This is a genomic window from Streptomyces aureocirculatus (assembly GCF_000720475.1).
In the GTDB taxonomy this organism is placed as follows: domain Bacteria; phylum Actinomycetota; class Actinomycetes; order Streptomycetales; family Streptomycetaceae; genus Streptomyces; species Streptomyces aureocirculatus.
This window is the reverse complement of sequence record NZ_JOAP01000040.1, coordinates 25,087-44,105: the sequence shown is the minus strand read 5'-3', so window position 1 is coordinate 44,105 and position 19,019 is coordinate 25,087. Positions and strand designations below refer to the sequence as shown.

Below are 19,019 nucleotides of genomic sequence, written 5' to 3'. Positions count from 1 at the left end.
ACCGCCCCTCCGGTGAGCCGGGCTCAGCCCCAGCCCGTGTCTTCATCCCCCATGATTCCCCCGTAGTAGTGGCGTAGTTGCTCGGGACATCTTCGATGGTGCCTTGCGACGGCCGTCCGTCAAAAGGGATTTATGGGGGGATGCCATCCCTGAGGCGTCATCGCGACCGTACGGGCACCGGTCGGTGACATTCCGCTCTCAGGCCACCGCCGCCTCGCCGAGGCGCGCGAGAACCGCGTCCACCGTCCTGTCCACGGTCAACTCCGAGCTGTCCAGCCACAGTCCGAGACGCGGGGTGGTCGCACGGAAGCCCTCGTCCAGGGCCTCGACCGTCCACTCTCCGTAGCCCCTCTTGCCCCGGGCGGCCTCGCGCTCGGCGACCGCGGCCGGGCGCGGGGCCAGCACGACGACGTACAGGGGACGGGTCCGCACCAGGTCGACGTACCGCTTCAGCTCCTCGCCGAGGATCACGTCCTGGACGATCGCGGTGAAGCCCGCGGCGGCGTACGCGTCCGCCGTGGACGCCGACAGGCCGTAGCGCAGCCGCAGTTGGGCCTCGGCCTCGGCGTCGGCCCCCGGCGCGTACTCCTCGCGCCCGGAGACGATCATGCGCCGGAAGACGTCGCCCCGGACGTGCGCCGCCCGCGGCAGCCGCTCGGCGAGGGCCTGCGCGACCGTGGACTTCCCGGCGGCCATGATGCCGGTGATGACGACGACCCCTTCAGGGTGGCTTCCAGGGTGGCCTTCGCGGCTACCGTCAGGGTGACCTCCGGGGCGCCCCTCGGGGCTGGTTGCAGCACTCACGCGCGCGAACGTACCGCAACGCGCCCCCGGCTTCCTCCCCTTTTCCCAGGGCCTACGCCAGCTCCGCCCCCACCGCCGCCTGCGGCCTGATCGGCAGCCGGTTCACCGGGCGCCCGGTCGCCGCCCGCACCGCCGAAGCGACCGCCGCGGGGGCCGTGACCACGGGTACCGCGCTCGCGGCCTTCGCGCCGAAGGGAGCGACCACGTCGCGCTCCTCGACGAGTTTGACGATACGGATGTCGGGCGCGTCCAGGGCCGTGGGCAGGGCGTACCCCGTCAGGTCGGGGTGGCGCACCAGGCCGCGCGGCGTACGCAGGTTCTCCGTGAGCGCCGCGCCGACACCCTGGGTGACCCCCGCCTCGATACGGACCCGCAGTTGCGCGGGGTTGAGGATGCGGCCCACGTCCTGGGCGACGGCAAGCTCCACCACCCGTACCGAACCGATCTCGATGTCGACGTCCACGACCGCGCGGATCGCGCAGAAGGCCATGCCGACGAACGCGTCGCCCTGGCCGTCGGCGTCGAGGGGCTCGGTGGGGTGCGGGCGGCACTGTGCCGTGGCCCACAGCTCCTTGCCGTCCATCGCCTCCTCGACGGTGGTGGAGAGCACCCCGTCGTACGAGGTGATCTTGCCGTCGGCGATCTGGAGCAGCTCGGTCGACATGCCGAACTTGTGCGCGAGGGGTTGCAGGAGCTGGGTGCGCACCATTTTCGCGGCGCGCTCGACCGCGCCGCCCGACACCCAGGTGTGGCGGCCGTGGCAGCTCGGGCCCGAGGGCGGCTGGTCGGTGTCGACGGGGGCCACGCGCACGTCGTCGATGCCCAGGGTCTCCTGGACGATCTGCCGGGCGAGGGTCGCGAAGCCCTGGCCGGTCTCGACGGCCGCGCAGATCACCGTGGCGGCGCCGCCGTGGACCTTCACCGTGGCCGTGGACACCTCGTCGGCACCTTCGGCGCCGAGGAGCTGGACCATGCCGAGGCCGTAGCCCACACCGCGCCGCACGGCCGCCGGTTCGCCCGCGCCCTCGGGCCCCCCGGGCAGCAGCCAGTCCTCCTGCGGGGTGTCCTTGGGCAGCTCGGGCAACGGGAAGTCCCGTACGGCGTCCAGGAGTTCGGCCACCGGCGCCGGGCAGGTCACCGTCTGTCCCGTAGGCAGGATGTCGCCGGTCGCCATCACGTTGCGCAGCCGCAGCTCGGCCGGGTCGACGCCGAGCTTCTTGGCGAGCTTGTCCATCTGGGCCTCGTAGGCGGCGCACACCTGGAGGGCGCCCTCACCGCGTACATGGCCGGACGGCGGGTTGTTCGTACGGACCGCCCAGCCCTCGATGAAGGCGTGCGGGACGACGTAGGGGCCGCAGGCGAAGGAGACGGCCGCGGCGAGGGCGTCCGCCGACGTGTCCGCGTACGCGCCCCCGTCGAGCAGGATCTGCGCCTCCACCTTCACCAGTTTGCCGTCCGCGTCCGCGTGGTGGCGGTAGCGCAGGAGCGTGGGGTGGCGGTGGGCGTGGCCCAGGAAGGACTCCTCGCGGGTCGCGGTGAGCTTGACCGGGCAGCCCGTCCGCAGGGCGAGCAGGCCGAGGGGAAGGTGGAAACTGGCGTCCTCGCGGTCGGCGCTCGCGCCTGGCACACCGGTGACGACGACCTTCACACGCTCGGGGGCGAGGCCGTAGCAGGCGGCGGCCATGTCGCGGTCGCCGTGCGGGTCGGTGGAGGCGATGTACAGCTCGACGCCGCCGTCCGGGCGCGGCACGGCGAGCCCCGCCTCCGCGCCGATGGGCGCCGGGTCCTGCCTGCCGATGCGGTACAGGCCCTCGACGACGACCTCGCCGGCCGCCTCCGGGTCGCCGTGGCGCAGCGGGATGTGGCGGATGAGGTTGCCGTCGGGGTGCAGGGGCTCGGCCTCGAAGGCCTGCTCGGGGTCGGTCACCGGGTCGAGCAGCTCGTACTCGACGATGATCGCGGCGGCGGCCATCCGGGCGGTGTCGGGGTGGTCGGCGGCGACCGCGGCGATGGCCTCGCCGTGGTGGCGCACGACCTCGGCGGCGAACAGCGGGCGGTCGGCGGTCTTGCGGCCGTGCAGCGGCTCGCCCGGTACGTCCTCGTGCGTGACGACGGCGCGGACGCCCGCCATCTCCTGCGCGTGGGTGATGTCGATGGACACGATGCGCGCGTGCGCGTGCGGGGAGCGCAGCACGGCCGCCCACAGCAGGCCCTCGGCCCACAGGTCGGCGGCGTAGGGAAAGGTGCCCTCGGTCTTGGCCCGCAGATCCGCCGACGGCAGCGAGGAGCCGACGCCGTGCGGCAACTGCTCGGTGCCCGGCGCCGACGCGGCGACGGTCTCGTTGCTCACGCCTGGCCTCCGTCCTGCTCGTACGGGCCCGCCTGGTGCGGTACGCGCGGCCCGCCCTGCGCCGCCCCGTCCTGTCCGTCCCGTCCGTCCTGCTGTTGGGCCGCGGCGCCCTTCGCCCGGCGCTCGGCGACGACGTCGCGCACCGCGTCGAGCACGCCCCGGTAACCGGAGCAACGGCACAGGTTGCCGCACAGGGCGCGGCGGGTCTCCAGGTCGCTGGGGGCGGGATTGCCCTCCAGGAGGTCGTGCAGGGTCATCGCCATGCCCGGTACGCAGAAGCCGCACTGCACGGCGCCGCAGTTGGCGAGCGCGCGCTGTACGTCGGAGGGCCTGCCGTCGTCGGCGAGGCCCTCGACGGTGCGCACCTCGCTGCTCGCCGCGGTGGCCGCGGGCACCAGGCAGGACGCGACGAGCCGCCCGTCCACCTGGACGTTGCACGCCCCGCACTCGCCCTGCGAGCAGCCGTCCTTGGCCCCCGCGAGCCCGAGCCGCTCCCGCAGCACATAGAGCAGCGACTCCCCGACCCAGGCGTCGGTGACGGGCCGGTCGGCGCCGTTGACGCGCAGGACGTAGGACACCAGCGGGTGGTCCTCGTGCGGGGGCGCGGCCTGCTCTTCCTGCGGAAGCGCGGCCTGCCCTTCCTGCTCCTCGTCCTGCTCCGGGGTACGGGGGTCGGTGGGCGCGGCTTCCTCGGCGGGGGTGTCCGCGTCGGGGGCGGAGTCCGTGTCGTCGGGGGTGGTGTCGGTGTCCGGGGCGAGGTCCGCCTCCGGGGCGAGGTCCGACGGCTCCGGCTCTTCCGGCGCCTCCGGCTCGTCCGGCTCCGGGGTGTGGTCCAGGGCGCCGTCCAGCTCCCGTACCGGGTCCGGGTCGGGTACGAGGTCCGGTTCCTGGCTGTGTACGGAGTCGTCGGCGATGTCGGCGAGGTCGGCCTCGTGTGCGGCGGCGATCCCGTCTGCGAAGTCCGCGTCCGGCCCCGGGTAGGCCTCGTGGACCGCGGGGTCGAAGGTGTCGAACGCGGGGTCGTCCGCGTGCGCCGGGCTCCCGGCGTGCCCGGGGTCGTGCGCGAGACCGGCCCCGTGCCCGAGGTCCGCCGCGTGCACGGGTGCGCCTCCGTGCGCGAAGTCCGCGCCGGGGGCGAAGTCGGTGTCGTGCCCGAGGTCCTTCCCGTGCCCGAAGTCGGCCTCGTGCGTGGAGTCGGCCTCGTGCCCGAAGTCGGCCTCGTGCCCGAAGTCGGCATCGTGTGCGGGTGCAACCGCGTGCGCGAGTTCCGCCGCGTGGGCCGCGGTGGCCTCCGCCGCCTCGGCGGCGTGCCGCGCCGACTCGTAGGGGGCGGTCTCCTGGCCGTGGTCATGGTCCTGGCCCTGGCCCTGGCCCTGGCCCTGGCCGTGGCCGTGCTCCTGGCCGTGCTCCTGGTCAACCGGGTCCCCCTCCGGCCCCGTAGGTCCCGCCGGGCCGAGGGAACCGTCCGGGCGGCGGCTCACGACGAACAGCTTGGCCGTCCGTTCGAAGGGGGTCTCCTCGGTGCCGCGCTGTCCGTGCTGCCCGGATTGCCCGTGCTGTCCGTGCTGTCTGTGCTGTCCGTGCTGTCCGTGCACGGGCGCCGGTCCCGCGGGGGCGTGCCCGGCCGCGTACTCGGAGGACCGCTGGGCGTGCGGGGCCTCGGGGGCCTGCGGTGTTTCCGGGGCCGCGGTCGGCCACGACGTGGCCCAGGGCGCGGACGCCCCGCCGGGCAGCGTGGCGGGCGGTGTACCGCCCCCCGCCCAGGTGCCCAACGGCGAGTGGGCAGGGGGGATCCCGTCCCCGGCGAGTGAGGAGGCCGCGTACTCCCCGGACTCGTCCGGCAGATCGCCGTCCGCGACGGGGATCGACCACTGCCCGGTGACATCGTGCGGCGCGGGCGCGGGCGCATGGCCGTGCGCGTGCCCGTTCTGCGCGCCCTCCTGCGGGGCCACGGCGTCCGGGAACGACCACTGGCCGGTGGCCCGAGGGTCGTAGGGGTCCCCTGCGGCGCCCTGGGAGCCGGGCTCGGGCCAGCGCACCGCGTTCTGCGGGTCGGCCGGGGGCGCGGGTGCGGCGGGCGGCACGCCGGTGATCTCGGGCGGCAGCACCCACACCCCGGTGGAGGCGGGGTCGGTGGCGTCGGGTGCTGTCGGCGTGACCGTTATCTGCGGCGGCACGTACCCGTGTCCGGGCGCGGCGAGCGGCGTGCTCACCGCGTCGACGGCGCCTTCGGGCAACTGCACGAACGCGGTGGCGTCCGCGTCGTACTCGCCCTGCGGGTGCGGCTGCCAGCCGCTGGTGCCGTTCCTCTGACCGTCGGTCACGACAGCGCCCTCCCCAGTGCTCGTCGGGCCAGCGCGGCGACGGTGCGCCGCAGGTGCAGTACGGCGGGCGGCAGCGGCTGTGCCGTGCCGTCCTCGGCGGGCGGGTGGTCCGGGACGCACGCCGCGGCGACGTACTCGCCGAAGGCCGTGAGGGCTTCCGGCACCAGACCGCGCTCGCCGTCCCAGTCGATGAGGCCCGCGACCCACTGCTCGGCCTCCAGGGGCCGCAGCGGCATGGGCGCGATGGCGCCGACGGCGCATCGCACACCCCTGCGCGCCGGGTCGAGCACCAGGGCGACGGACGCGGTCGCGCGCCCCGGCCCGGTGCGCCCTGTCGCCTTCAGGAAGACCTGCGGGGCGTGCAGCAGGGGCACGCGGACGTAGCCGATGAGCTCGCCGGGGGCCAGCATCTCCATGCCGGCGAGCAGGTGCGAGACCAGGATCTCGCGGCGGGTGCCGCCCGGGCCCGCGATGATCAACACGGCGTCGAGTGCGGCGAGTACGGGCAGCGAGTCGCCGGCGGGCGCGGCCGACGCGATGTTGCCGCCGAGGGTGCCCGCGTTGCGGATCTGCGGCGACCCCGCGGCGCGCGCGGCGGCGGCGAGCGCCGGGATGAGCGCCGCGAAGTCCGGGCGCCCCATGCGGGCGTGCGTCAGACCGGCTCCGAGGAGTGCGTGCCCGTCCTGGTACTGCCAGCCGCGGATCTCGTTGATGCGGCCGAGGCCGACGAGCGCTGCGGGGCGGAGCTGGCCGGCGTTGACCGAGGACATCAGGTCCGTGCCGCCCGCGACGGGCACGGCGGCGGGCACGGCGGCGAGCGCCGCGACGGCCTCGTCGAGCGTGACAGGCAGCGTCACAGACTGCGCCCCCTGCGCCGCCCGCGGTGCGTGCGTGGTCAAAACCGGCTGCCCCTTCCCGATGACCCGGCGGCTTGCGTGCCGTCCCACCGTTACGCCTGTTCCGCCGTACGGTACGTGCTCACAACCCGGACGTGGCAACTCTGGCACATCTTCGCAGGGCCCCGGCGCTGGGGTCCGCTAGGAGGTGTTCGTCCGCAGACCTGGGGGATATGCCGTTTTCGCACTCCCTTGCCGGTCAGCGGGAATTGCCACTCTTCGGTGAGCTGTGTACGGCTTTCTCCCGGCGGCCCACGGTGTCACCGCGGACCGCCGGAAGCACAGGCTCGGGGCGTCACCTCACACCATCGGGGGGAGCCCCTCGATCGGACGTCCGCCCACTCCGGGGCGCTGCTGCCACGGCAACGGGCCGCCCGGCGGGCGGTAGTCGACGCCCAGGGCGTCAAGCCGCGCGTAGTGGGCGGTCATTCGCCGTTCGAAATCGGCGAAGTCGCGCTCGGCGGGCGCCGGGAGCGTACGCCAGGCGACTTCGGCGAACGCCGCGAGCCTCGGAAAGACCTGATAGTCCACGCGCCCGTGGGACTCCATGACTTCGGTCCACACGTTGGCCTGGGTGCCGAGGACGTGCTTGGCCTCCTCCGCGCCGAGCTGGGACGGGACCGGCTCGAAGCGGTAGACGTCCTCCAGGGTGCGGACCCAGCCGATGGGCACCGGCTCGTCGGGGCCGCCGTGCTGACGGTGGTCCAGATAGACGTGCTGCTCCGGGCACATGACGACGTCGTGCCCCGCCTGGGCGGCCGCGATGCCGCCGCTGTAACCGCGCCAGGACGAGACGGCCGCGCCCTCGGCGAGGCCGCCCTCCAGGATCTCGTCCCAGCCGATGAGCCGACGCCCGCGCGCGGAGAGCCACTTGTCGAAGTGGCGGATGAACCAGCTCTGCAGCTCGTCCTCGTTGCTGACGCCGAGCTCCTCGATGCGCGCCTGCGCGGCGGCCGAGTCCTTCCACTGCTCCTTGGGGCACTCGTCGCCGCCGACGTGGATGAACGTCGACGGGAACAGCTCCAGGACCTCTTCGAAGACGCCCTCGTAGAAGCGCAGGGTGTGGTCGTTGGGGGCGAGGACGTTCGGGGTGACGCCCCAGGTGTCCCAGACCCCGAGCGCGGACGTGTCGATGACGTCGGTGTTGCCGAGCTCGGGGTAGGCGGCGATGGCGGCCTGCGAGTGCCCGGGGATGTCGATCTCAGGGACGACGGTGATGTGCAGCGCGTCGGCGTACGCGACGATCTCGCGGATGTCGTCCTGGGTGTAGAAGCCACCGTGCGGCTTCTCGTCCCACAACTGCGACTGGCGGTGCCCCCACTTGGTGCGGGAGCGCCAGGCGCCGACCTCCGTGAGCTTCGGGTAGCGCTTGATCTCAAGTCGCCAGCCCTGGTCGTCGGTGAGGTGGAAGTGGAAGACGTTGAGCTTGTGCGCGGCGAGGAGGTCCAGGTAGCGCAGGACGCCTTCCTTCGGCGTGAAGTGCCGGGACACGTCCAGCATCATGCCGCGCCAGCCGAACCGCGGGGCGTCCTCTATGACGCCCCGCGGGACGGTGTACTCCCGGCCGGGCGCGATCGGTGCCCGGCGGAACGCCGCCGCGCCGAGGAGCTGACGCAGCGTCTGCGCCCCCCAGAAGACACCGGCCGCGGCACCGCCGCGGATCTCGACGCCGTCACCGGTGACGGTCAGACGGTACGCCTCTGCCTCCAGTGCGCTGTCGAGCCGCAGGGACACGGAGCCCGGCGCACCCTCCGCACCGGGCGCGAGCGGCAGCCGGAGCGCACCACCGAGCGTGCCGCGCAGCCAGTGCTCCGTGGACTGCGTACCGGGTCCTGCCCAGAGCGTGGTCGACGCGTCCAGTACGAAGCCGTCGCCACCGGGGCCCTCGGCGCGTGCGGGCGCCGGGATCAGTTGCTCAAAGGTCATGGGAGGAGGCTGCCATGCGATTGCAGCCTGCAAAAGAGGCGTTGCGCGGGCTGCAACACGGGCGCAGCAACCACCCGACGGCACGGAGGGGCGGGACGCAGCAACCGCCCGGCGGCACGGAGGGGCGGGACGCAGCAACCGCCCGGCGGCACGGAGGGGCGGGACGCAGCAACCGCCCGACGGCACGGTGGAGCCGCCAGTAACGGGTGGGTGGGTGGGTGGGAAACCGCCGCGAAGCGGCGAAAAAGCCCCCACGCACGTGGGCCCCGGTACGCACAGCACCTGCGCGTACCGGGGCCCCGAGTGGTCGGCCGGCCGAGAGGGCGGCTACTTCTTGCCGTCCTTGCCGCCCTTGTCCTTGTCGCCCCCCGCACTCATGGACTCGTAGATCTCCTTGCACATGGGACAGACGGGATACTTCTTGGGGTCGCGGCCGGGGACCCACACCTTGCCGCAGAGCGCCACGACGGGCGTACCGTCGAGAGCGCTCGCCATGATCTTGTCCTTCTGGACATAGTGCGCATAGCGCTCGTGGTCGCCGTCACCGTGCGACACCTGCGGCGTCGGCTCTACGAGGGTCCCCGTACCTGCCCCGCGCTCGGGCTCGGGCTCAAGAGTGCTCATAGCTGCCAAGGGTACTCACGCCGGGCGCGTGCTGGCAGCGCAAGGCGCCGGAGCCACCTGAACGTCAATTCAAGGACGCGTCGTCCGGGTACGTGGCCACCATCGCCAACTCGCTGCGCTGTCGCCGCAGGACCGCGCGCCACAGCCGCTCCGGGTCCGGCGATGACACGTCGCCCGGCTCGGACTCGACCACGTACCAGGCACCTTCGGCGAGTTCGTCCTCCAACTGGCCCGGTCCCCACCCGGCGTACCCGGCGAAGATCCGCAGGCTGCCGAGGGCGGAGGCGAGCAGCTCCGGCGGGGCCTCCAGGTCGACGAGGCCGATGGCGCCGTGCACCCGGCGCCAGCCGAGGGGACCCTCGTCGCCGGGGATCACCGCGACGCCGAGGGCGGAGTCGAGCGAGACCGGGCCGCCCTGGAAGACCACGCCCGGCGCGCCCGCGAGGTCGCCCCAGCCCTCCAGGATGTCCTCGACGCCCACCGGGGTCGGCCGGTTGAGCACCACCCCGAGGGAGCCCTCCTCGTCGTGGTCGAGGAGCAGCACCACCGCACGGTCGAAATTGGGGTCCGACAGGGCAGGCGTGGCCACGAGCAGCCGCCCTGTGAGCGAGGACACCTCGGTCATGCCAGACATGATCCCGCATCCCGGGCCCGGACGGGGAGCCAATGGGCCGACGCGGGGGAACCCAGCTCAGCGGGCGCCGGGGCGCCTGGGGCGCACTGTCGGTCCAGTGACCGTGAGCGTCCGGTTCCGCACGGTTCGTGTTGTAGCGGAGTCATGACGTGTCTGAGCCCGCCTCGGGCTTACTCAAGGGGGGTACGCGGCCATTACGCTTGCCCTTTGATCCCCCCGTCCACCTCTTCGGAACGCGAGATTCATGACCGTCACCGGCACCCAAGACGTACTGCTTGTCCACGGCGGCACCCCGCTGGAGGGTGAGATCCGTGTCCGCGGCGCGAAGAACCTCGTGCCCAAGGCCATGGTCGCCGCCCTGCTCGGCAGCGCACCGAGCCGGCTGCGCAACGTCCCCGACATCCGAGACGTCCGCGTCGTGCGCGGCCTGCTGCAGTTGCACGGTGTGACGGTCCGCCCCGGTGAGGAGCCGGGCGAGCTCGTCATGGACCCCTCGCACGTGGAGAGCGCGAACGTCGCCGACATCGACGCGCACGCGGGTTCGTCGCGCATTCCGATCCTGTTCTGCGGGCCGCTCCTGCACCGCCTCGGGCACGCCTTCATCCCGGGCCTCGGCGGCTGCGACATCGGCGGCCGTCCCATCGACTTCCACTTCGAGGTGCTCCGCCAGTTCGGCGCGACCATCGAGAAGCGTGCCGACGGCCAGTACCTGGAGGCCCCGCAGCGGCTGCGCGGCACCAAGATCCGGCTGCCGTACCCGTCCGTGGGCGCCACCGAGCAGGTGCTGCTCACGGCCGTCCTCGCGGAGGGCGTCACGGTGCTGTCCAACGCCGCCGTGGAGCCCGAGATCGAGGACCTGATCTGCGTCCTGCAGAAAATGGGCGCGATCATCGCGATGGACACCGACAGGACCATCCGCGTCACCGGTGTGGACACCCTCGGCGGCTACACCCACCAGGCCCTGCCTGACCGCCTGGAGGCCGCCTCCTGGGCGTCCGCGGCGCTCGCGACCGAAGGCAACATCTACGTCCGCGGCGCCCTCCAGCGCTCGATGATGACGTTCCTGAACACCTACCGGAAGGTGGGCGGTGCCTTCGAGATCGACGACGAGGGCATCCGGTTCTGGCACCCGGGCGGCCAGCTCAAATCCATCGCCCTGGAGACGGACGTCCACCCCGGCTTCCAGACCGACTGGCAGCAGCCCCTGGTGGTCGCCCTGACGCAGGCCACGGGCCTGTCCATCGTCCACGAGACGGTCTACGAGTCCCGGCTCGGCTTCACCTCGGCGCTCAACCAGATGGGTGCGCACATCCAGCTCTACCGCGAGTGCCTCGGCGGCTCCGACTGCCGCTTCGGGCAGCGCAACTTCCTGCACTCGGCGGTCGTGAGCGGCCCCACCAAGCTCCAGGGCGCCGACCTGGTCATCCCGGACCTCCGGGGCGGCTTCTCGTACCTCATCGCCGCCCTCGCGGCCCAGGGCACGTCCCGGGTCCACGGCATCGACCTGATCAACCGAGGCTACGAGAACTTCATGGACAAGCTCGTGGAACTGGGAGCGAAGGTAGAACTCCCGGGCCAGCCGGCGAGCTGAAGCCGGGCAGATTCAGCCCGGCCGGCGTTTGAGGCCATCTTTTGACGGCACGCAGAAGGGCGGCCACCCCACGGGGTGGCCGCCCTTCGCTGCACAGGGCCAGAGGCCTGCTTACTTGCCCTTGGCTGCTTCCTTGAGCTTGGAGCCCGCCGAGACCTTGACGCTGTAGCCGGCCGGAATGTTGATCGGCTCGCCGGTCTGCGGGTTGCGGGCGGTGCGAGCGGCACGGTGCGTGCGCTCGAAGGTCAGGAAGCCGGGGATGGTGACCTTCTCGTCGCCCTTGGCAACGATCTCGCCGACGGTCTCGGCGAACGCGGCCAGCACGGCGTCGGCGTCCTTGCGGGTCACCTCTGCGCGGTCGGCCAGCGCGGCCACCAGCTCACTGCGGTTCATGTTTGTACTCCCGTGTTCTTCTTGCTGTTGAGGCGTGCCACGCGGCGGAGCCGCATACCGGGCACAGCGAAGCCGATGCTGCCAGGGTCCTCAGGCGAGCCCCGGACCGGGTCCCCGTCGGACCCTCGCGCCCAGAGACGCATCCTGCCCCCACCTGCGGCGGGAAAGCCAATCCGGCACCCGTGGAAGTCACACGAAAAGCGCCCCTTTCTCGGCTGGGTGCCTCGAAATGGTGACGCTCCGTCCGCTCCCGGTGCCGGACCCGCGTGCCCCGACGGACCGGCGTGGGGCCGGTGCGGGGCCCTTGGGGCCCGGTAGGGCCGCTGCGGGCCCTGAGGCCCGCGTCCCGCCACCCTAGAGGGCCGTCACGGGCGCCGCGTTCCGCGACGCGCCGTGCGGTCAGGCCGTGGTACCCGTCACAGCGGCCCCCGCCGCCTTGGCGGCGCCGCGCACCGCTCCGGCGACCGCGCCCGCGACCTTGTCGTTGAAGACGCTGGGGATGATGTAGTTCGGGTTCAGCTCGTCCTCGGTGACCACGTCCGCCAGGGCGGTGGCGGCGGCCAGCATCATTTCCGTGTTGACCGTACGCGACTGGGCGTCGAGCAGGCCGCGGAAGACGCCGGGGAAGACCAGGACGTTGTTGATCTGGTTGGGGAAGTCGGAGCGGCCCGTGGCCACAACTGCCGCCGTCTCGCGGGCGATTGCGGGGTCGACCTCCGGATCCGGGTTCGCGAGCGCGAACACGATCGCGTCGTCCGCCATGGCGGCGACATCGTCGCCGTCGAGCACGTTCGGGGCCGACACGCCGATGAACACGTCGGCGCCCACGACGGCCTGCTTGAGGGTGCCGGTGACGCCCTCGGGGTTGGTGTTGTCGGCGATCCAGCGCAGTTGCGAACCCTGGTCGGTGTCCGTGGCGGCGGACGCCAGGTCCTCGCGGCCCGCGTGCACCACGCCGTGGATGTCGGCGACGACGGCGTGCTTGACGCCCGCGGCGAGCAGCAGCTTGAGGATGGCCGTACCGGCCGCTCCGGCGCCGGACATGACGACGCGGACGTCCCCGATGCCCTTGCCCACCACGCGCAGCGCGTTGGTCAGGGCGGCGAGGACGACGATCGCGGTGCCGTGCTGGTCGTCGTGGAAGACCGGGATGTCGAGGGCCTCACGGAGCCGGGCCTCGATCTCGAAGCAGCGCGGCGCGGAGATGTCCTCCAGGTTGATGCCGGCGAAGCCGGGCGCGATGGCCTTGACGATCTCGACGATCGCGTCGGTGTCCTGGGTGTCCAGGCACAGCGGCCAGGCGTCGATACCGGCGAAGCGCTTGAAGAGGGCCGCCTTGCCCTCCATCACCGGGAGGGCGGCCTTCGGGCCGATGTTGCCGAGGCCGAGCACCGCGGAGCCGTCCGTCACGACCGCGACGGAGTTGCGCTTGATGGTGAGGCGGCGCGCGTCCTCGGGGTTCTCCGCGATGGCCATGCACACGCGGGCGACACCCGGTGTGTAGACCATGGAGAGGTCGTCGCGGTTGCGAATGGGGTGCTTCGACTGCATCTCGATCTTGCCGCCGAGGTGCATCAGGAACGTACGGTCGGAGACCTTGCCGAGGGTGACGCCCTCGATGCCGCGCAGTTCCTCGACGATCTCGTCGGCGTGCGACGTGGAACTCGCCGCGATCGTGACGTCGATGCGCAGCTTCTCATGGCCGGACGCCGTGACGTCGAGGCCGGTGACGGAGCCGCCGGAGGACTCCACGGCCGTGGTGAGCTGGGAGACCGCGGTTCCGCTCGCGGGCACCTCCAGCCTGACCGTCATCGAGTAGGAGACGCTGGGCGCCGTTGCCATGGCGGACTTCCTCTGCTTTCACCTTGTAGCTGTTGCCGTTCGATCGTCGCACCTACCACTGAGTACGCGGTAGCCGCATCGGATTACGAACGTTTTGTTCACTCTGCTTTCGGAAAACGACTTCCACCATACGAGAAGTTAACGGAAACAGAAAGAGGGGAACGCAAAGAGGCCCGCGCCACTGGGTGACGCGGACCTCTTCTTACGCTGAGTGACACCGACCCGCCATGCTCGCCTCGCGGCAAGTGGTCGCTCGTAGCGACGAAGGTTGGGCCCGGGGGCTTGGATCGGGCCGGTGCCACATCAAAGGTAACAAACGAACCCCGTAAGGCAATTCCCATCCCGCGGATTCGCCCCCGGCGTACGGCGCGCCGTCGTGACGTTCACTCGCGCGCTGCCCTGACGGTCACCGCCGGACAGCCCTGACGGTCACTCCCGCAGCAGGTCCGGCACGCCCTGCCCGTCAGGGTCATCCCGTTCGCCCGACAGGACGGTGAGCTGCTGTGTGGCGCGGGTCAGCGCCACGTACAGCACCCGCAGGCCCGCAGGGGACTCGTCGGCGATCTCGGCGGGCGAGACGACGAGCGTCGCGTCGTACTCCAGGCCCTTGGCCTCCAGGCTGCCGAGGGCGACGACGCGCTCCCCGAGACCGTCGAGCCAGCGGGCCGCCTGTTCCCTGCGGTTCATGGCCACGACCACGCCGACGGTGCCATCGACCCGGTCGAGCAGGCGGGCCGCCTCCTCGCGCACCGACCGGCCGAGGGCGCCCTCGCGCCCGCCGCCGTCCCCCGCCGCGCGGCCGACGACGGCGAAGCGCGGCTCGATGCCGGTGGAGCGGACCGCGGACGGCGCATCGGATCCTGGCATCGCGAGGGCCAGGACCTTCGCGGCGAGTTCGGCGATCTCGGCGGGGTTGCGGTAGTTGACGGTGAGGGTGAAGCGGCGGCGCGGGCGGGTGCCGAGGGCCTCGTCCCTGGCCGCGCCCGCCTCGTCCGGGTCGGACCAGGAGGACTGCGCCGGGTCACCGACGACCGTCCAGGTCGCGTGCCTGCCGCGGCGGCCGATCATGCGCCACTGCATGGGCGTCACGTCCTGCGCCTCGTCCACGATCACATGCGCGTACTCGGTGCGCTCCGCCGCCAGGCGTTCGGCGCGCTCGCGCTGGGACTCCTCGCGCTGCGGCATCAGCTCGTCAAGGCCGGTGAGCAGGTCGAGCGGGTCGAGCTCCTTCTTCTTGCGGGGCCGGTGCGGCGTACCGAGGATCGCCTGCAGCTCGTCGAGCAGCGCCACGTCGTGCACGGACAGGGCGTCGCGTCTCAGGGAGCGGGCGACCTTGCGGATCTCGCCGGGGTTCAGGACGCGGCGCGCCCAGCGGTGCAGGCTGCGCTCGTCGCCCATCGCGGTGAGCACGGCGCGCGGGGTGAGCTCGGGCCACCAGGCGTCGAGGAAGGCCAGGAAGTCGTCCTCGGAGGTGATGTCGTCGTCGAAGGACGAGCGGAGTTCGGCCGCGAGTTCCGGGTCGTCGTGCCTGCCTGCGGCGCCGGACTGCTCCCAGAGGGCGTCCAGGAGAAGTTTCCGGGCGCGGGGGCGCAGGAGGTTGACGGGGGCTGTACCGCTCAGTGCCGTCTGGCGGATTCGGTGCAGTTGCTCGGCGCCGAGTTCCAGGCGGCGGCCGAAGGCCACTACGCGTAGGCGTGCGGGGGTGGATGGCGCCCCTGTCTCCTCGCCTTCGGCTTCGGTGTCGTCCTCGCCGAAGGCGAGTTGTCGGGCGTTCGCCGTTGGCGGGTGCGGGTCGGCTGTGCCCACCCGTTCCGCCCTCTGGGCGGACCGGTTGCCCACAGCGGGAGCGGCCGCAGCGGGGGCGGCGCCCCCGGCACGGGCGGTGCTCGCGGCACCGGGTGGGGACTCCAAGGCGCCCCGTGCCGCCCGGCGCAGGACCCTCATCATGCGGGACGAACCCTTGACACGAGCCACCGCTGGGGTGTCGTAGACCGTGGCCTCGATGCCGTCGACCAGGGAGCCGACCGCCCGGATCGCCACCTGGCCCTCCTCGCCGAGGGACGGCAGGACGCCCTCCGTGTAGGCGACGAGCAGCGGGGTCGGGGAGACGATGAGGATGCCGCCCGCGTACCGGCGCCGGTCCTGGTAGAGGAGGTAGGCCGCGCGGTGCAGGGCGACGGCGGTCTTGCCCGTGCCGGGGCCGCCCTCCACGTACGTCACCGAGGCGGCCGGAGCGCGGATCACCAGGTCCTGCTCCGCCTGGATCGACGCCACGATGTCCCGCATGGTGTGGCTGCGGGCCTGGCCGAGCGCGGCCATCAGGGCGCCGTCACCGATGACGGGCAGTTGCTCGCCGTTCAGGAACGCCGTCAGCTCCGGGCGCATCAGGTCGTCCTCGACGCCCAGGACCCTGCGGCCCTTGGAGCGGATGACGCGCCGGCGCACGACCCGGCCGGGATCGACCGGGGTCGAGCGGTAGAAGGGCGCGGCCGCGGGCGCGCGCCAGTCGATGACCAGCGGGGAGTAGTCCGCGTCGAGCACGCCGATGCGGCCGATGTGCAGGGTCTCCGCGATATCGGCCACCAACCGCCGCGCAGCACCAGCACCAGCACCAGCACCAGCACCAGCAGTCTCGCTGCCCCCGCCGTCCCTGGGGGCCCCGTCAGTCCCGCAGTCCCCGTCGGACCCGTCGGACCCGTCGGACCCGTCGGACCCGTCGGGCCCACCGTCCTCGACCTCCCGGACCGCCCCCTCGGCGGGCTCGACCGCCGTGTACGCGCCGTCGGGGCCCTTCTTTCCGTCCTTGCCGGGCAACAGGTCGATACGGCCGAAGAGGAAGTCCTCGAACTCGTTGTTGAGGCGGTTGAGATGGACGCCCGCGCGGAACACCTGCGCGTCCCGTTCGGCGAGCGCGCCCGGCGTGCCCACCTGAGACCGCTTGGCGGCGTCGTTCATCAGGAACTCGGCCTCGTGGATCTTCTCTTCGAGGCGCCGGTAGACCTGGTCGAGATGCTCCTGTTCGACGCTGATCTCGCGGTCGCGTACGTCGGCCACCGGGGCCCCTTTCCTGACGTGCTGCTGCCCGTATTGAGCAGCCGTCCACCGTACGCGAAAGGGGCCCCGCTTGTGCAGTCGCCGTCCGCCTACACGTCCACCTCCACGAGACGCTCGCCCTCGAACGTGCGCACCTCGAAGTGGTCGATGTCGTTGCGGTCGAACGCGGCGCCGCCGTGCACGTACAGCGGTTTCTGCGCGCCCTGGTGCGGGCTGCCCTGGATGCCGTAGCCCCACTGGGGCACCGACCAGGTCGTCACGGTCTCCTTCTTGCCGTCCTTGCCGACCGCGATCAGCGAGCACTTCAGCGGGCCCTTGACGTTCTTCAGCTCCAGGACCGTGTGCGTGCCCCAGGCCTTCTTCTCGGTGCCCACCGTCGCCGTGACCTTGGTCGTGGGATCGGTGGCGGCCTTCTTCGTCACCATGTGGTGGAAGAAGGCGTCCTCCGCGGGTGACGTCGGGTGCGGGTCGCTGCCCGAGATGTCCCTCCTGTCGCTGCCGTCGTCGTCCCCGGTCGCCGCGACGACCGCGAGCGGCCCCCCGATGATCAGTGCCGCGGCCGCCGCGACCAGGTACATCCCGCGCCTGCGCCGCTGGGACCGCTTGGCCGCGACCTCGTCCACGAGCCGGTCCGCGAGCCCCGGGTCCGGCCGGGCGGCGAGCTGTTCGCCGATCCGGGGCGCGCCGCGCCGGTGGCCACCGGCCGCGTTCGAGGGGCCCGGAAGACCGGCGTCGGGGAAGTCGGCGAGGGCGGCGAGCATCGGCTCCATGCCGGAGAGCTCCTCCAACTGCCGCGCGCAGAAATCGCAGCCCGCCAGATGCGCCTCGAACTCGGTGGCCTCCGTGTCGTCGAGGATCCCGAGGGCGTAGGAGCCGACGGTCTCGTGCACATCGCCCGAACCGGGGCCAGGGCCCCACCGGTCCTGCCCGTGGCCCTGTGCGTCGTACGGCGTACTCATGCCGTCACCCCCCGCTCCTCAAGCGCGAGCTTCATCGAGCGCAGCGCGTAGAAGACCCGCGAGCGCACCGTCCCGCTGGGTATGCCCAGTGTCTGTGCCGCCTCATTGACCGTACGCCCTTTGAAGTAGGTCTCGACAAGTACCTCCCGGTGCGCGGGAGTCAGGTCCTCCAGCGCGTCCGAGAGGGTCATCAGCCACAGCGCCTTATCGATCTCGTCCTCCGCGGGGATGACCTCCAGCGGTGACGGGTCGACTTCCTGCGGCCGGGCCTGCCGGCTGCGGTGGCCGTCGATGACGATGCGACGTGCGACCGTCACCAGCCAGGGGCGTACCGAACCGGTGGCCCGGTTGAGCTGACCGGCGTTCTTCCAGGCACGGATGAGCGTTTCCTGTACGACATCTTCGGCCCGCTGCCTGTCGCCCGCCACAAGGCGGAGCACATAGGCGAGAAGTGGGCCCGCGTGCTCGCGGTAGAGCGCGCGCATCAGCTCCTCGTCCGGCTCGGGGGCGGGAGTCGGCGTCAGGCGATGTCGTCGGTGAGGGCGTTCATCGGCCACGGCGGAATCCTTGCGCACGGCTGCCTCCGGTGTCCGCTGTTCGTCTCGGCTGCCCGTCTCGGCCGTGCTCCGCGCGGGGTCGGCGCAGTCGGTCCTGTCGGCTGGTCACCTTGGACGTACGGACCGGGGCTCGCGTCCGTTCAAGGAGCGGGGGCGGTTTCTTGCCGCGGGGACCGGACCTTCGTGGCGATTCCTCTGCCGCGGGGGCGTGGCCGTCCCTGCGTGGCGCGCGAACGTTCCTGCTCAGGCCCGTTCGAGGGCCGCACGCCGTCGGTGCCTCGCCACCCGCTCGCGGTTGCCGCACACCTCGCTGGAGCACCAGCGCCGGCGGCGGCCGCGCGAGGTGTCCAGATACACGATGGTGCAGTTGTCGCCCTCGCACTGGCGCAGGAGCGAGCGCGCCACCGGGTCGGTGAGCAGGTCGACGGCGTCCCTCGCGACGGCGGCGAGCAGCGCGGGGCGGCCGGGGACGCCGTGCAGGGCGCGGGTCAGGGTGCCGTCGGCCAGCCGGACGGCGCGCGGGGCGGGCGGGGCCGCCGCTGCCAGGGCGTTGACGCGGGCGAGCGCGGGGTCGGCGCGCCGCCCGAGGAGTTCGGCACGGACCAACTGGGCGATGTGGCCGCGCAGTTCACGGACGGCGGCGAGGCAGGAGGGGTCGGCGCCCGGCAGCGGCGTACCGGCCGGTACGAGACCCGCCCCGGCGAGCCAGTCCCGCAGCCGCTGCACGCCGTCGAGCCGCTCCACGGGATGGCTGGTCGCGAGGAGGTCGAGGCAGGGGCGGCCCGCGTCGAAACGCAGGTCCTGGAAGGCGGGGGGCGCCGCGGGCGGCGCCGACGCCATCGGTGCGGCGGGAGGGCGTGCGGAAGAGCGCGCGGGAGGGGACGTGGGAGGGGACGCGGGAGGGGACGTGGAGCGGGACACTGAAGGGGACGCAGACTTGGACGCACCCAACACCATGCGCCTTTCACCGCCTCGGGGTGTGCCGGTGAGTGCCGTACCCCTACAGTGCCCGCCCGCGGGCCCCACCGGAACCCCTGCCGCCGGCCCGCGCCGCGTGGACGCACC

The 19,019-nt window shown here is 72.6% G+C and carries 14 protein-coding genes; 1 reads left to right on the top strand and 13 read right to left on the bottom strand.

Translation table 11 applies throughout. The features are described from left to right. Positions 1 to 198: 198 nt before the first annotated feature. The 7 genes from IG78_RS0129880 to IG78_RS0129850 all read right to left on the bottom strand — a co-directional run bounded on the left by IG78_RS0129880 (position 199) and on the right by IG78_RS0129850 (position 9,549). The gene (locus tag IG78_RS0129880) at positions 199 to 696 is read right to left on the bottom strand and encodes an AAA family ATPase (RefSeq protein ID WP_030568724.1); all 498 of its coding nucleotides are present in this window, start codon (positions 694 to 696) and stop codon (positions 199 to 201) included. Between the two features lie 160 nt (positions 697 to 856). Beyond that, positions 857 to 3,154, bottom strand: coding sequence for a xanthine dehydrogenase family protein molybdopterin-binding subunit (locus IG78_RS0129875; protein ID WP_030568722.1), 2,298 nt, complete (start codon positions 3,152 to 3,154; stop codon positions 857 to 859). After that, positions 3,151 to 5,478, bottom strand: coding sequence for a (2Fe-2S)-binding protein (locus IG78_RS0129870; RefSeq protein WP_037687155.1), 2,328 nt, complete (start codon positions 5,476 to 5,478; stop codon positions 3,151 to 3,153). Before IG78_RS0129870 ends, IG78_RS0129875 begins: the two co-directional genes overlap by 4 nt. Next, positions 5,475 to 6,377 (bottom strand): FAD binding domain-containing protein, encoded by a 903-nt coding sequence (locus IG78_RS0129865; protein ID WP_030568718.1) that lies wholly within the window; start codon positions 6,375 to 6,377, stop codon positions 5,475 to 5,477. The genes IG78_RS0129870 and IG78_RS0129865 overlap by 4 nt, the downstream gene beginning before the upstream one ends. 297 nt (positions 6,378 to 6,674) lie before the next feature. Further along, positions 6,675 to 8,300: a beta-N-acetylhexosaminidase gene (locus IG78_RS0129860; RefSeq protein ID WP_030568716.1), complete on the bottom strand. Its 1,626-nt coding sequence runs from the start codon at positions 8,298 to 8,300 to the stop codon at positions 6,675 to 6,677. A gap of 327 nt (positions 8,301 to 8,627) precedes the next feature. After that, positions 8,628 to 8,924: a DUF3039 domain-containing protein gene (locus tag IG78_RS42885; RefSeq protein ID WP_037687448.1), complete on the bottom strand. Its 297-nt coding sequence runs from the start codon at positions 8,922 to 8,924 to the stop codon at positions 8,628 to 8,630. A gap of 64 nt (positions 8,925 to 8,988) precedes the next feature. Then, positions 8,989 to 9,549, bottom strand: coding sequence for a YqgE/AlgH family protein (locus IG78_RS0129850; RefSeq protein ID WP_030568712.1), 561 nt, complete (start codon positions 9,547 to 9,549; stop codon positions 8,989 to 8,991). 253 nt (positions 9,550 to 9,802) lie between these two features. On the opposite strand from IG78_RS0129850, the gene murA reads away from it, so the two are divergent. Beyond that, entirely contained in the window at positions 9,803 to 11,149 is a 1,347-nt protein-coding gene (gene murA, locus IG78_RS0129845; protein ID WP_030568710.1) for a UDP-N-acetylglucosamine 1-carboxyvinyltransferase, read from the top strand. 111 nt (positions 11,150 to 11,260) lie between these two features. Here murA and IG78_RS0129840 read toward each other — a convergent pair whose 3' ends face one another. From IG78_RS0129840 to IG78_RS0129815, 6 genes are all read right to left on the bottom strand, one after another. Then, positions 11,261 to 11,542 (bottom strand): HU family DNA-binding protein, encoded by a 282-nt coding sequence (locus IG78_RS0129840; protein ID WP_016645140.1) that lies wholly within the window; start codon positions 11,540 to 11,542, stop codon positions 11,261 to 11,263. A 399-nt stretch (positions 11,543 to 11,941) separates the two neighbouring features. Next, positions 11,942 to 13,384, bottom strand: coding sequence for an NAD-dependent malic enzyme (locus IG78_RS0129835; protein WP_030568709.1), 1,443 nt, complete (start codon positions 13,382 to 13,384; stop codon positions 11,942 to 11,944). Positions 13,385 to 13,813: 429 nt separating this feature from the next. Next, entirely contained in the window at positions 13,814 to 16,438 is a 2,625-nt protein-coding gene (locus IG78_RS50695; RefSeq protein WP_037703006.1) for a HelD family protein, read from the bottom strand. 89 nt (positions 16,439 to 16,527) lie between these two features. Further along, entirely contained in the window at positions 16,528 to 17,397 is an 870-nt protein-coding gene (locus IG78_RS0129825) for an anti-sigma factor family protein (protein ID WP_063768107.1), read from the bottom strand. Continuing rightward, positions 17,394 to 17,972, bottom strand: coding sequence for a sigma-70 family RNA polymerase sigma factor (locus IG78_RS0129820; RefSeq protein WP_078965895.1), 579 nt, complete (start codon positions 17,970 to 17,972; stop codon positions 17,394 to 17,396). Before IG78_RS0129820 ends, IG78_RS0129825 begins: the two co-directional genes overlap by 4 nt. Before the next feature lie 225 nt (positions 17,973 to 18,197). Continuing rightward, positions 18,198 to 18,794 (bottom strand): CGNR zinc finger domain-containing protein, encoded by a 597-nt coding sequence (locus tag IG78_RS0129815; protein WP_030568702.1) that lies wholly within the window; start codon positions 18,792 to 18,794, stop codon positions 18,198 to 18,200. Between the last annotated feature and the right edge of the window lie 225 nt (positions 18,795 to 19,019).